At 65.2% G+C, this 13,987-nt stretch carries 8 protein-coding genes; 3 read left to right on the forward strand and 5 right to left on the reverse strand.

All coding sequences use genetic code 11. The features are described 5' to 3' along the window. Positions 1-4 precede the first annotated feature (4 nt). Genes Q0316_RS04360 through Q0316_RS04375 form a run of 4 tightly spaced genes read right to left on the reverse strand, consistent with a single transcriptional unit; the run spans position 5 to position 6,556 of the window. Positions 5-682: a peptidylprolyl isomerase gene (locus Q0316_RS04360; protein WP_298670132.1), complete on the reverse strand. Its 678-nt coding sequence runs from the start codon at positions 680-682 to the stop codon at positions 5-7. A 52-nt stretch (positions 683-734) separates the two neighbouring features. Then, positions 735-2,165 (reverse strand): efflux transporter outer membrane subunit, encoded by a 1,431-nt coding sequence (locus tag Q0316_RS04365; protein ID WP_298670194.1) that lies wholly within the window; start codon positions 2,163-2,165, stop codon positions 735-737. Continuing rightward, positions 2,165-5,389: a multidrug efflux RND transporter permease subunit gene (locus Q0316_RS04370; RefSeq protein WP_298670134.1), complete on the reverse strand. Its 3,225-nt coding sequence runs from the start codon at positions 5,387-5,389 to the stop codon at positions 2,165-2,167. Before Q0316_RS04370 ends, Q0316_RS04365 begins: the two co-directional genes overlap by 1 nt. A 3-nt stretch (positions 5,390-5,392) precedes the next feature. Beyond that, positions 5,393-6,556, reverse strand: coding sequence for an efflux RND transporter periplasmic adaptor subunit (locus Q0316_RS04375; protein ID WP_298670195.1), 1,164 nt, complete (start codon positions 6,554-6,556; stop codon positions 5,393-5,395). On the opposite strand from Q0316_RS04375, the gene Q0316_RS04380 reads away from it, so the two are divergent. Beyond that, positions 6,549-6,695 (forward strand): hypothetical protein, encoded by a 147-nt coding sequence (locus tag Q0316_RS04380; RefSeq protein WP_298670201.1) that lies wholly within the window; start codon positions 6,549-6,551, stop codon positions 6,693-6,695. The two genes, Q0316_RS04375 and Q0316_RS04380, sit on opposite strands and share 8 nt — an antisense overlap. A 50-nt stretch (positions 6,696-6,745) precedes the next feature. Here the strand turns inward: Q0316_RS04380 and Q0316_RS04385 are convergent, their stop codons facing one another. Beyond that, positions 6,746-7,519, reverse strand: coding sequence for an enoyl-CoA hydratase/isomerase family protein (locus Q0316_RS04385; protein WP_298670136.1), 774 nt, complete (start codon positions 7,517-7,519; stop codon positions 6,746-6,748). A 233-nt stretch (positions 7,520-7,752) separates the two neighbouring features. Here Q0316_RS04385 and Q0316_RS04390 point away from each other — a divergent pair, with 233 nt between their 5' ends. Both Q0316_RS04390 and Q0316_RS04395 read left to right on the forward strand, forming a co-directional pair. Next, entirely contained in the window at positions 7,753-9,750 is a 1,998-nt protein-coding gene (locus tag Q0316_RS04390) for an autotransporter assembly complex family protein (RefSeq protein ID WP_298670197.1), read from the forward strand. Beyond that, positions 9,750-13,967 carry a translocation/assembly module TamB domain-containing protein gene (locus tag Q0316_RS04395; RefSeq protein WP_298670138.1) on the forward strand — a complete coding sequence of 1,406 codons (4,218 nt, stop codon included), beginning with the start codon at positions 9,750-9,752 and terminating at the stop codon, positions 13,965-13,967. Before Q0316_RS04390 ends, Q0316_RS04395 begins: the two co-directional genes overlap by 1 nt. Positions 13,968-13,987: the final 20 nt, after the last annotated feature.

Below are 13,987 nucleotides of genomic sequence, written 5' to 3' on the forward strand. Positions count from 1 at the left end.
TCGATCAGTTGATCGGCGTGCCGGGCGTTGCGGCAGGCTCCGGCTTCGTGGCGGCGAGCGGCGGCGAGCGGCGCACCGTCAACACCTTGATCGTCGGTTCCAGCATCTGCCCCTTCATCACGCCTTCGCCGCGGGTTTGCGAGGTGGGCGCGTCCATGATGCGGTGGACGATATCCATGCCGCGCACCACCCGACCGAATACGGCATAGCCGGGATCGGTCGTGGTCGCGTCCATCGAGCTAAGATTGCCGACGATGATGAAGAAATCGCCAGCGGCGGTGCCCGGCTTGCCCATCGCCATGGAGATCGCGCCATCGACGTGGCTGAGGCCGGTCTTGCTGGTCGGCTCGTGCGGGATCGGGGGCAGCGTGCGCTTGGGATCGTTCCCGGTGCCGAACTGGATGAAGCCGAAATTATCCTGAATCTTCACCGCCCGATAAAAATTCACCCCGTCGAGCCGCTTTTGATCGACATATTTGAGGAAATTGGCGGCGGTGATCGGCGCATGTTCCTTGTCGACCGCGATCACGATCGGCCCGAGGCTGGTGGTAACCGTCACGTCCACCATGCCGGCTGGATTTGTAACGCCGGTGGTTGGGGCGGGCATCGGTGCCGCGTTCTGGGCAAAAGCGGCGACGGGTGAAAATGCCAGCAGCGCGGCGAGCGGGAGAAAGTTGCGCATGGCCTCACCCTAACATTTCCGCGGTGATTGTGTCAGCCGCCGACAGTTTAAATCACGGCGTTTTCGCAAGCTCCGGCCCAGCCGGACCGGCATCGAGCAATGAATCCCCGCCCAATGCGCGATAGAGCGTTACCAGATTGGTGGCGCGTGTCAGCTTGGTCTGAACCAGCCCGCGTTGCGCCGAATAGAGCGAACGCTGCGCGACAAGGGTGGCGAGGAACGTGTCGATCTCGCCGCGATAACGCGCATCCGCCAATTGATAATTGTCGAGCGCGGCATCGGCGTTGCGCTGGTTCGCGGCCAGCTCATCGGCGATCGTGCCGCGACGTGCGAGCGCGTTCGCCACGTCGCGAAACGCCGTCTGGATCGCCTTTTCATATGTGGCGAGCGCCGCATCGCGCTGCGTCTGGGACTGGGCGACCGCCGCGCTGCCCGCCCCGCCGCTGAAGATCGGATAGGCCGCGTTGGCGGTGCCCGAATAGTTGAACGCGCCGCCGTCGAACAACGAATTGAGCGCGCCACTGGCAAAACCGAGCAGCCCGGTCAGAGAAATTTTCGGGAAAAGTTGCGCGCGCGCCGCACCGATCTGGGCGTTGGCGGCGCGCAGGGCATATTCGGCGCTTACCACGTCGGGGCGGCGCAGCAGAACACTCGAATCGAGCCCCGCGGGCAATTCCGCAATGGCGGCGCCGGCCTCATCGACCGATGCGGGGAGCAATACGAGGTCGACCGGCGCGCCGATGAGCAACTGAAGCGCGTTCACGTCCTGCGCCAGCGCGGTTTTCTGCGCGGCCAGATCGGCTTCCGCGCTTGCCAGCACCTGTTCGGCCTGCCGCAGATCGGTGCGCGGCGCGACGCCGCCTTTCAGTCGCGCATCGGTTAGCGAGACGCTGCGGCGGGCGTTGGCGGCGGTTTCCTCCGCGATCGCAAGCAGGCTGCGATCGGCGGCGTAGCTCAGCCACGCGCCGGCAACATCGCCCACGAGCGTCAGCCGCGTCGCACGTGCGGTCGCTTCCTGCGCGAAATAGCGGTTGAGCGCGGCGCTGGTCAGCGAGCGGACGCGGCCGAACAGATCAAGTTCGAACGCGGTTACGCCGATGCTGGTGGAAAGCGATTCCGTGTTGGCCGTGCCGGTCGCAATGGGGGTGTTCCTGTGGCTGTAGCCATAGGCGCCGCTCGCGCCGATGGTCGGGAACAATTCGCCGCGCTGGATGCGATATTGCGCGCGCGCCGCCTCGATATTGGCCGCCGCGATGCGCAGATCGCGATTGTTGGCGAGCGCCTGGCCGATGATCCGTTGCAGCCGCGGATCGCGGAAGATGTCGCGATAGGTGACGCTCGGCAGCGATGCCTCGCTCTGCCGCAGATAAGCGTCGCCGATCGGCCAGGACGCGGGGACCGGCGCTTCCGGGCGCACATATTTCGGCGCCATGCTGCACGCGGATAGCGATGCGCCGGCGGCCAGCAGGATGGCGCGGCGCATCATGATTGCGCGCCCGATGGCGATGCGGCGCCGGCTTCGGGCGGGTGATATCCCGGCTCCTCGCCGCGAATGCGCGCCAGCGTGTCCCGGAAGCCGCGGCGGACGATGACGAAGAACATCGGGATATAGAAAACCGCAAGGATCGTCGCGGTCAGCATGCCGCCGATCACCGCCGTGCCGATCGCGATCCGGCTGTTCGCGCCCGCGCCGGTGGAGATCGCCAGCGGCAGCACGCCGAAGATGAAGGCGAAGCTCGTCATCAGGATCGGGCGCAGGCGGATGCGCGCCGCCGCGAGCGCCGCCTCGATCACGCGCTTGCCCTTCCGTTCCTCCTGCTCGGCGAATTCGATCATCAGGATGGCGTTTTTGGCGGCAAGGCCCATCGTCGTCAGCAGCCCGATTTGCAGATAAACGTCGTTGGTAAGTCCGCGCAACGTGACGAACAGGATCGCGCCGATCAGCCCGAGCGGGATCACCAGCAGCACGGCGAGCGGGATCGACCAGCTCTCGTACAATGCGGCGAGGCAGAGGAACACCACCACCAGCGAAAGCGCGTAGAGCAGCGGCGCTTGTCCCGACGACAGGCGCTCCTGATAGGAAATGCCCGACCAGGCGATGCTGGTGCCCGGAATCTTCGCGGCAAGCTCGGCAATGCGCTGCATCGCATCGCCCGAACTGACGCCGCGCGCACCCGAGCCCTGAATCTCGAAGGACTGAACGCCATTGAAGCGCGACAGCGTGGTCGGCGCCTGCGACCAGCTTGTCGATGAGAAAGAGGAGAAGGGCACCATCTGCCCGCCCGATCCACGCACGAACCATTGATCTATATTGTTCGGCGCGGAGCGAAACGGCGCGTCCCCCTGCACATAGACACGCTTCACACGGCCGCGATCGACGAAATCGTTGACATAGCGCCCGCCCCAGGCGGTGGAGAGCGTGGTGTTCACGTCATTCTGGGTCAGGCCGAGCGATGCGATTTTCTGCGCGTCGGTATTCACCTGAAGCGTGCCGATATCGGGCAATTCGGACAGGCGCACGCCCTTCAGCTTCGGGTCGGCGCTCGCCAGCGCCACCAGCTTGTCGCGCGCCGCGGCGAAATCCTGTTGCGACAGCCCCCCGGTGTTCTGGAGTTCGACCGTGAAGCCATCCGATTGGCCCAGTCCGCGGATCGCCGGCGGGATCATCACGAAAACCTGTGCGTCGCGGAAGTTGCTGAACGCGGCGGATGCGCGCGCGGCGATCGCGTCGGCGCTGTTTTCCTTGCCCTCGCGTTTGGACCAGTCGGTGAGCGTCATGAAACCCTGGCCCGTGTTCTGGCCGCTCGCACCACCACCGCCGCCGCCTGCCACGGTGAGCAGGGTCTTCAGGTTTTTCTCTTCGCTTTCCATGAAATAGCGTTCGACGTCGCGCTGCACCGCGGTGGTGCGGTTGAGCGTTGCGCCGGCAGGCAGGCGGATCTGGACCATCGCGCCGCCCTGATCCTCGGTCGGGAGGAAGCCGGTCGGCAGGCGCAGGAACAACACCGCGAGCAAGGCGACAATCACCGCATAGATCGTGAGGAACAGCCACTTGCGCTCCACGACCCGCCCAACCGCGCCGGTATAGCGTTGCACGCCCCGATCGAAATTGCTGTTGAACCAGATTTTGGCGCGCTCGCCGCCATCGATCAGCCACGGCGCGTGGCGCCCGAGCCATGTATCGCGCGGATCGGGCTCCATGCTTTTCTGCCTGAGCAGATTGGAGGTGATCGCGGGGGAAAGGATGATCGCAACGGCAACGGAAAGCACCATCGCGGAAATGATCGTGAGCGAGAACTGGCGATAGATCACGCCGGTCGAGCCGCCGAAAAACGCCATCGGCAGGAATACCGCCGACAACACCAGCGCGATGGCGACCAGCGCGACGGTGATTTCCTTCATCGATTCGATGGTCGCCTCGCGCGGCGTCATCTCCGGATTTTCGTGCATCAGCCGTTCGACATTCTCGACCACGACGATCGCGTCATCGACGAGCAGGCCGATCGCCAGCACCAATCCGAACAGCGTGAGCGTATTGATCGTGAACCCGGCGAGATAGAAGATCGCGAACGTGCCAAGCAGCACGACCGGCACCGCGATCGTCGGCACCAGTGTCGCCCGCCAGCTTTGCAGGAAGACGAACATCACGATCACGACGAGGATGATCGCCTCGATCAGCGTCTTCACCACCTCGCTGATCGACAGCTTGATGAAGTCCGTCGAATCATTGGCATAGGAAACGCGCAGATTGGGCGGGAAGGTTTTGGAGATGCGCGCGATCTCTGCCTTCACCAGTTCCGCCGTCTTGAGCGCGTCGGCGCCCGGCGCGAGCAGCACGGCCATCCCCGCGCCGGGGTGGCGATTGACCCTGCTCGACGAGGCATAGTTTTCCGCGCCCAGCTCGATCCGCGCGACATCGGCCAGCCGCACCGTCGCGCCGGAGGGAAGCGTCTTCAGGATGATCTCGCGAAACTGCTCCGGCGTCTGAAGGCGTGATTGCGCGGTCACTGTCGCGTTCAGCATCTGGGTCTGCGGCATCGGCTGGGCGCCGATCTCGCCCGCCGCAACCTCGGTATTCTGGTTCTGGATCGCGGTGATGACATCGCCCGGCATCAGCGAGAAGCTGGCGAGCTTGCCCGGATCGAGCCAGATGCGCATCGCATATTGCGCGCCGAACACATTCGTATCGCCAACCCCCGGCACCCGGCCAAGCGGCTCCTGCAAATTGGCGACGAGATAGTCCGAAACGTCCTGATTGGTCATCCGGTCGGTGATGTCGTAGATGCCGGCGATCAGCAGATTGTCCGGGTTCGATTTGCGAACCACGATGCCCTGCTGCTGCACCTGCGCCGGGAGCCGGCTCACCGCCTGCTGAACCTGATTTTGCACCTGCACCTGCGCGATATCGGGATTGGTGCCCTTGGCGAAGGTCGCGGTGATGGAAACCGATCCGCGCGAGGATGAGGATGAACTGAAATAGAGCAGCCCGTCGATCCCGGTGAGCTGCTGCTCGATCACCTGCGTGACCGAATTCTGGATCGTCTGGGCGTTGGCGCCCGGATAGGAGGCGCGGACCGATACCTGGGGCGGCGCCACATCCGGATATTGCGCGATCGGCAGCCCCATGATCGCGCCGATGCCGGCCATCATCACGATGATCGCCAGCACCCAGGCAAAGATCGGGCGATCAATGAAGATACGCGACATGGATCAGGCGGCCTTCCGGCCCTGACGCCGCTGGTCCATCTCCGCTTGCGACGGCGCCTCGATGCGCTGCGGGGAATCCGCTGCCACCGCGCGGATTCGGGCGTCGGCGCGCAGCTTGCTCGTTCCCTGCGTGATGATCCGGTCGCCGGGCGAAAGCCCGCGCGTGACGACCCAGAATTCGCCCTGCGTGCGCGGCGCGACGATCGTTTTCTGGATCGCCTTGTCGCCGGGGCCGACCACCCAGACCGAGGCATTGCCCTTGGGATCGCGCGAAACGGCCGCCTGCGGGACGAGGATCGCGTTCGGATCAATCGCCTGATCGAAAACGGCGCGCACGAACATGCCCGGCAGCAGCATCCCGTCGGGATTGGGGAAGCGCGCGCGCAGCGTCACCGTGCCGGTGCTCGGGTCCACCACCGCTTCGGCGAATTCCACGCTGCCCCGCCGTGCATATTCCTCGCCATCCTCCAGCTTCAGCCGGACAGGCGCGCGCGTCGGGATCGCGCCGCCGGATGCAAGGCTGCGGCGCAACGAAAGGAGTGCTGAGGCCGATTGCTGGATGTCGACGTAGATCGGATCGAGTTGCTGGATGGTCGCCAGCGGATTCGCCTGGCTGGTGGTGACGAGCGCGCCAACGGTGAACAGCGATCGCCCGATCCTGCCGGAAATGGGCGCGGGGACGGTGGTGAAGCGCAGGTTGATCCGCGCGGTTTCCAGTTGCGCGCGGTTTTGCAGGATGGATGCCTGTGCCTGCCGCTGGGCGGCGAGCGCATCGGTGTAATCCTGCTTGCTCACCGCCTCGATTGCGGCGAGCGGGCGATAGCGTTCGGCTTTCGTTTTCGCCGCCGCCGCCGTGGCTTCCGCGCTGGCGAGATTGGCCGAGGCCTGATCCGCCGCCGCGCGATAAAGGCTGGAATCAATCTGATAGAGCGGCTCGCCCTGCTTGACGATCGAGCCTTCGGCGAAGAAGCGGCGCTGGATCACGCCCGCCACCTGAGGGCGCACTTCGGAACTCTGGAACGCCACCGTGCGGCCCGGCAATTCCACGGTGATCGGCACGCTGCTGGTCCGCGCCACGACGTAGCCGACTTGCACCGGATTGCGCCCACCGTGATCCCGGTCAGCGCCAGCGTCCTTTCCTCCCGTCCCGCATCCCGCAATGAGCAGCGCGATCGAAATAATACTCGCCGTTCCGCCGATCGTCCTCGTGCGCAAAATCCTGATCCTGCCGAAGGTGGAACACAGCCGCGGCCTGAGAAAGATTCCCCCGCCCCGTTTCGACCCGTTCGATAGCGGGGTCGAATAAAAACTTGAAGTCATCCGTGAACGAAAAATGCGTTTGACGGCATAGTTATTTCATTGACGGATAAAATTGCCCGGACGCCGCTCCGCCACCGCCTTGATGCCTTCGTGGAAATCGGCGGTTGCCATCAGCCGATCCTGTTCGGCGCGTTCGTGCTGGGTCTGTCGCTCCACGGCGGCGGCGAGATCGCCGCGCAGCGTCGCGCGGGTCGCTTCCACGCCGAGCGGGGCCGCCAACGCGATTTCCCCGGCGAGCGCGCGTGCTGCATCGCGTAGTCGCTCGGCGGGAACCACTTCGTCAACCAGGCCGTAGCCCAGCGCCTCCTGCGCTTTCACCCGCCGCCCGGTCAGCAGCATCAGCGATGCCTTCTGCACGCCGATCACCCGCGGCAGGGTGTGCGAAATGCCGAAGCCCGCATGAAAGCCAAGGTTGACGAAATTCGCCGAGAAGCGGGCTTCCGGCGAGGCGACGCGGAAATCGGCCACCAGCGCCAGCCCAAGCCCGGCGCCGACTGCCGCGCCCTGGATCGCCGCGACGATCGGCTTGCGCGTCGCGAACAGGCGCACGGCATTGCGATAGAGGATCGGGGTTTCCGCTTCGCCGGTGTTGGTTGTCAGCGGCTTGTCGCCCGACAGGTCCGCGCCGCCGCAAAAGACCCGTCCGCCGGTCGCCAGCACGATCGCGCGGCAGCGGTCGTCGCGGTCCAACTCCTCGAATATGTCGGCGAGCGCCCCGATCAGCGCGGCGTTGACGTGATTGTGGGGAGGGCGATCAATCACCACGGTCGCGACATGGCTCTCCAGCGACACCTCGATATGCTTTTTCATGCGATCCTTCCGCCTGGCCGGGTGGCGGGCGTTTCATCGCCGCGTTCGCGGGTGAAAGACAAGCCCCCAACGCGGGTGCGCGGATGAAACTGATTGGAAAACGGCGCGTTGCCCTTGTTCGGGGAAATCATTGAATTCTATTGTGCGCCCCGAACGAGAAGGGGGCGTGCGTGAGTTTTGCGGTTGGACGGGTTCGCTGGGCAGCCGCCGTATTGCTCGTTGCGACATCGTCGCTGGCGCACGCTCAATCCACGCAATCCGGCGCGCCGGGCGATGCGTGGATCGTGCCGGACGCGGAGTTCGACAAGGCGCTGCCGCCGCTTTCGGGGGATTTGAACGCGCCGCTGGAGGCGATGCCGGCGGCTGAGCAACCCGCGCCGACCGGCACCTTGCCGCCCCCCGCGCCGGACGACGCGCAACTCGCTCAGCCGCTGCCGCCGATCACTACGTTCGAAAGCACCCCGCTGGAAACTACGGTTGATGTAAAGGATAAGGCAGCGCCGACGATCCGTTACGAAACGGTCGTTCGCGGGCTGGATGCGATCGGCCTCGCCGATCAGTTCAATGCGCTCTCATCGCTGAAGAAGGACGGCGGCAAGGCGGCAAACGCGATCCAGATCGCCGCCCGCGCGCGTGAGGACGAGGCGCTCGCGGTGCGGCTGATGAAGTCGCTCGGCTATTATGACGGCGCGGCGCATTCGGCGATCGAGCGGCCCACCGCGCAGGACGCGGCCACGCGCGCCATCATCACCGCCGTGCCGGGCAAGCTCTATCGGCTCGGCGCGATCAATGTCGTGGCGCCGCCCACCATCCCGCCGGGGCTGGCGCGCGAGCAACTGCCGCTCAAGCCGGGTGATCCGATCGAGGCCGCGCGGATCGAGGCGGCGGAGGCCAATGTCAGCCTCGTCCTGCCCCAGCGCGGCTATCCCTTCGCCAAGGTCGGCGATCGCGATATCCTGCTCGACGAGCAGACGCTGACCGGGGATTATACCCTGCCGGTGGAAACCGGGCCGCGCGGTTCCTTCGGGAAGCTGCGCACCAGGGGGCGCCCGGTGTTCGCGCTTAGGCATCTGAATGTTTTCCCGCGCTTCAGGCCCGGCGATCTGTATGACGCGCGCAAGGTGGACGATCTGCGGCACGCGCTCACCGCCACCGGCCTGTTCAATTCGGTCTCGGTCGAGCCGGTCGCGACCGGGGAGCCGGGGCCTGACGGGACGGAACTGGTCGATCTCGTCGTCAATCAGCGCAAGGGCAAAACCCGCAGCATCGCCGCGCAGGCGGGCTATGATACCGGCGAGGGGATCAAGCTCGAAGGTGCCTGGACCAGCCGTGACATGTTCCCGCCGGAGGGCGCGCTGATCGCGAGCGCCACGGCGGGAACGCAACAACAGGGAGCATCCGCCACATTCCGCCGCGCCAATGCCGGGAAGCGGGATCGCACCTTCTCGATCATCGCATCGGCCAATCACCAGAATTACGATGCGTTCAACGCGATCACCGGCACGCTGGCGGTGCGTTTCAGCTATGATTCAACGCCGCTTTGGCAGAAGAAATTCACCTATGCCTATGGCGTGGAACTCACCGGCACGAATGAAAGCGTCTATGATTTCGCGCGTGTGGAGCGGGTGCGGCGCACCTATGGCATCGTCGCACTGCCGGCGCAGGCGCAATGGGATACATCGGACAATCTGCTCAATCCCACGCGCGGCTATCGGCTGAAACTAAATCTCAGCCCGGAAACGTCGGTGCGCGGCTCGATTGATCCCTATGTCCGCGCGATGCTGGAGGGGACGTTTTATTATCTGGTATCGGAAAACCTGGTGATCGCCGGGCGCGCGCGGGCCGGCTCGATCATCGGGATTTCGCGCGACGATCTCGCGCCGTCGCGGCGTTATTATGGCGGGGGTGGCGGATCGGTGCGCGGCTTTGGCTATCAGCGACTCGGCCCGCTCGATCCGCAAGGCAATCCGGTCGGCGGGCGCAGCATCAACGAATTCGCGCTGGAGGCGCGGTATCGCTTCGGCGATTTCGGGATCGTGCCGTTCATTGATGCCGGCAACGCCTATGAAAGCGTGCTGCCCAAGGGCGGCGATTTGCGTTTCGGCGCCGGCATCGGCGGTCGTTTCTACACCAATTTCGGGCCGATGCGGGTGGACATCGCGACGCCGCTGAACCCGCGCAAGGGCGATAGCCGCATTGCGCTCTATATCTCGATCGGGCAGGCGTTCTGATGGCCGATGAGGCACCTGTCGCGGTGGAGCCGCGCGCGGTGACGCCCCCGTTGTGGCAGCGCATCGCGAAGCGGATCGGCGGCGCGATCGCCGCGCTGCTGCTGCTTGTTCTGGCGGTGGTGTTCGGGATCAACACCGATCCGGGGCGCCGCTTCGTCGCCGATCAACTGGGCAATTACAGGACGGCGGCTGGCCTCAATATCCGCGTCGGGAGGATCGACGGATCGCTCTACGGTCGGATGACGCTTTCCGATGTTCGGGTCAGCGATCCCAGGGGCGTGTTCCTCACTTCCCCGCGCATCGACGTGGACTGGCGCCCGTTCGCGTTCATCAACAACCATGTCGACGTGCGGAGCCTTGAGAGCGCACTCGTCACGCTGGCGCGCAATCCCCAGTTCATTCCGCAGCCGAGCGAGCCCAACGCGCCGTTCCTGCCCGATCTGAATATTGATATCGGGCAACTTCGCGTCGATCGCTTCGTGATGGAGCCGCCGGTTGCCGGCGCGCGCCATGTCGGGCGCATCACCGGCGCGGCCCATATCGCGGATCGGCGCGCGACGCTTGATGTCGATGCGGTTGCGTTGCGCGGGCCGGGTATCGCAGGCGGCGATACGCTGCGGCTGCGGCTGGATGCGGTGCCGGATGATGACAAGCTCGATCTGGATGCGAAGCTGGTTGCGCCGGTGGGCGGGCTGGTTTCGTCGCTGGCGGGTACGAAGGCGCCGCTGACCGTGACGATCGGCGGCAAGGGAAGCTGGAAATCATGGTCGGGCAAGGCACTCGCCACGCTCGGCGGTGGTCGGTTCGCTGATCTGGGCGTCACGGCGCACGATGGCCGTATCGCGGTTCGCGGCTTCGCCCGGCCCGGCCTCTATCTGGAAGGCCCGGTCGCGCGGCTGACGGCGCCCCGGCTCGACGTGGCGATTGATACCACGCTTGCGCAGCGCAGGGCCGACACGCGGGTCAAGCTCAAATCCGATGCTCTGGCGGTGGACGCGGGCGGCATCCTTGATCTGGCGGGCAATCGCTTCGGCAATTTCGCGGTGGATGCACAATTGCTCGCGCCGGGCGCGATCGCCCCCAATGTGCGGGGAAGGAACGTGCTCGCGCGGGTTGTTCTCAACGGCCCGTTCGCCCGGCCCGAGGTGGATTACAAGATCAGCGCCACCGCGCTCGGCTTTGGCGAAACCATCGTCGAAAATCTCTACGCCGAAGGGCGCGCGCGCGTGAATGCGGATCGCATTCTGGTGCCAATACATGCGCGGGCGAGGCGGGTGATCGGGCTGAATGCGGCGATCGGCGGGTTGACCGGCAATGTGCGGATCGACGGCGATTTCGCGATCACCATGCCCTCGTTCATGTCGGACAATCTGCGCATCCGATCGGACAATGTTGATGCCACCGCGATCATCGCCGCGAACATCAAGACGGGGCGCTACACCGGCGCGCTCAAAGGCCGGATCAACAACTATCGCATCGAGAGCATCGGCATCGTCAACCTGACGACGGACGCGAAGCTCGTGCCGGCGGCGCGTGGCGGCTTCGGTATCACCGGCAAGGTGGTCGCGCAGACGCGCGAGATTTTCAATGCCGGCGCGCGCGGATTCCTGGGTGGAAACGCCGTCATGCGCGCCGATATCGGCTATTCGCCCGATGGCCTTGTCACCTTCGCCAATCTACGGCTCAACGCGCCGCAATTCCGCGTCACGCGGGGCGAGGGGCGTTACGCGCTTGGGAGCGGAAAGCTCGCGGCCTCCATTGATGCCAGTTCGGCGCAATATGGTCCGCTGTTCGCACGCGTGAGCGGCAGCGCGAGCGATCCGGTGCTGCTGTTGCGCGCGCCGAGGCCGGGTCTAGGCGTTGGGCTGGTGAATCTCGATGCGCGCATCGTAGGGAAGGGCGGCGCCTATGCCGTTACCGCGACGGGCGGGACGACTTATGGGCCGTTCAACGCCGATGTGGTGGCGCATGTCGGCAAGCAATTGGTGGTCGATGTCCGCAAGATGCTGTTCGCTGGTGTGGGCTTCGGCGGCCGCCTCGTGCAGACCGCAGCGGGGCCGTTCGCCGGGCAGCTCCGGTTTGCCGGCTCGGGGCTGTCGGGAACCGCGCTGCTTGGCGCGGAGGGCAAATATCAGCGTGCAGACCTCACCGTCCGCGCCGATGCGGCGAAAATCCCCGGCGCGGTGGATTTCACGATCGGGCGTGCGCTCATCGCCGCGAATATCGTTCTGTACGATCAGCCGAAGGTGGTGGCTGACGCGCAGGTGGCGGATATGCGCTATGGCCCCACGGTGATTGATGCCGCGCGGGTGAAGGTCGATTATGCCGGCGGCAAGGGCATTGCGCAGGCGCTGTTGACCGGATCGAGCGGCGTTCCGTTCCGCATCGCCGCCAACGCGCGGCTCGCGCCCGGCGATTATCTGGTTGCACTTGCCGGTCAGGCGAACGGGATCGGCTTCAAAACCGGGAACCCGGCGCATATCATCGCCGCGCACGGCGGCTACCGCCTCGAACCGACTCTGATCGTGTTCGACAAGGGGCGGGCGAGGATCGCGGGCAGCTATGGCGACAGATTGGTCGCGCAGGCGCGGCTCGACAGCCTCGATCTGTCGATCCTCAACGCCTTCGTTCCTGATGCTGGGATCGGCGGGCGGGCGACGGGCAGCCTGGATTTCACGCAGGCTGGTGCCGGGGCCTTCCCAGAGGCGGACGCGCGGATAACGATCAGCGGCTTCACCCGTTCAAGCCTGGCTGCGGTTTCGGAGCCGGTCGATATGGATTTTTCGGCGCGGCTGATGGGTGAGGGCGGCGAGGCGCGCGCGCTGGTGAAGCGCGACAGCGTCGCCGTCGGGCGGATGGTCGCCACCTTGCGGCCGATCCCGCCGGGCGAGGGGACGTGGCTGACGCGCCTGTCGCAGGCGCCGCTGGGTGGTGGCATTCGCTATAACGGGCCGGCCGGGGTGTTGTTCAGCTTCGTGGGCCTTGCAAACCAGCAGCTTTCCGGCCCGATCGCGATCGCTGCCGATTTCGGCGGGCGGCTTGCGGCGCCCCAACTCAACGGTCTGGTGCGGGCGGATAGCCTCACCTACGAGAATGGCGCCTATGGCACGCGGTTGACGCAGATGCGGCTGCGCGCGCGGTTCACCGCGGATCGGCTCGAACTGGATTCGTTGCATGCACAGGCGGGCGAGGGCACGGTTGAGGCAAAGGGCTTTGTTAGTCTGTCCGCCGAGCAGAACTATCCGATGAATGTCTCCGCGACGCTCGCCAATGCGAGTCTCGCGAAATCGGATGCGCTGGGCGCCGCCGCGAGTGGGACGATCACCCTCACCAACGGGCCGGGTGGCGGTCAGATCAAGGGCAATCTAACGATCCCCAACGCGCGCTACGAAATCATCCGCGAAGGCGCAGCGGAGGTGCCTGAATTGACCGGGGTGCGCCGCAAGCGCGACATTCGCATCGCGAAGCCGACAGACCGCCCGCCTGCCGCCGCGCCGGCAGGGCTGTTCAAACTCAACGTACGCATCCGTGCGGACAATCAGTTGTTCGTATCCGGGATGGGGCTGGAGAGCGAATGGCAGATGGACCTCCGCATCGGCGGCACGTCGAGAGCGCCTGTGGTGACCGGCGGGCTCGATTTGATCCGTGGCACATATTCTTTCGCGGGCACCCGCTTCGACGTTACGCGCGGGCGCATCCGTTTCAGCGGCGGCGCGCTGACCGATCCCGATATCGACATTCAGGCGACGACGACCAAGGATAGCACGACGTTCAATATCAATATCGCCGGCACCGGACAGAAACCGCAGATCGCCTTCACCTCCACGCCGCAATTGCCGCAGGACGAAGTGCTCAGTCGATTGCTGTTCGGCACCAATCCGGAAAATCTTTCGGCGACGGAGGCGATCCAGCTTGCCGCCGCGCTCAATTCGCTGCGCGGTTCGGGGGGCGGGATCAACCCGTTGGGTAAATTGCGCTCCGCAACCGGCTTTGATCGCCTGCGCGTACTCGGCGCGGATGAGGCAAGCGGGCGCGGCACGGCGTTGGCGGCGGGCAAGTATCTGACGAACAACATCTATGTTGAAATCGTCACTGATGCGCGTGGCTTCACGGCGACGCAGCTTACCATCGCGCTCACCAAATCGCTGAGCGTTCTGACGCAAGCGGGCTCGTTCGGCGGCTCGAACGCGACGTTGCGTTACTCCAGGGATTACTGACAAACCTGTAAACAGGTCTT

Origin of the sequence: uncultured Sphingomonas sp., assembly GCF_937871615.1 — a bacterium.
Taxonomy (GTDB): Bacteria; Pseudomonadota; Alphaproteobacteria; order Sphingomonadales; family Sphingomonadaceae; genus Sphingomonas.

Bases quoted from the DNA above. Each gene is read 5' to 3' on its own strand.
- Q0316_RS04360 (WP_298670132.1), bottom strand. From the start codon at position 682: ATGCGCAACTTTCTCCCGCTCGCCGCGCTGCTGGCATTTTCACCCGTC.
- Q0316_RS04365 (WP_298670194.1), bottom strand. From the start codon at position 2,165: ATGCGCCGCGCCATCCTGCTGGCCGCCGGCGCATCGCTATCCGCGTGC.
- Q0316_RS04370 (WP_298670134.1), bottom strand. From the start codon at position 5,389: ATGTCGCGTATCTTCATTGATCGCCCGATCTTTGCCTGGGTGCTGGCG.
- Q0316_RS04380 (WP_298670201.1), top strand. From the start codon at position 6,549: ATGAGCAGCGCGATCGAAATAATACTCGCCGTTCCGCCGATCGTCCTC.
- Q0316_RS04385 (WP_298670136.1), bottom strand. From the start codon at position 7,519: ATGAAAAAGCATATCGAGGTGTCGCTGGAGAGCCATGTCGCGACCGTG.
- Q0316_RS04395 (WP_298670138.1), top strand. From the start codon at position 9,750: ATGGCCGATGAGGCACCTGTCGCGGTGGAGCCGCGCGCGGTGACGCCC.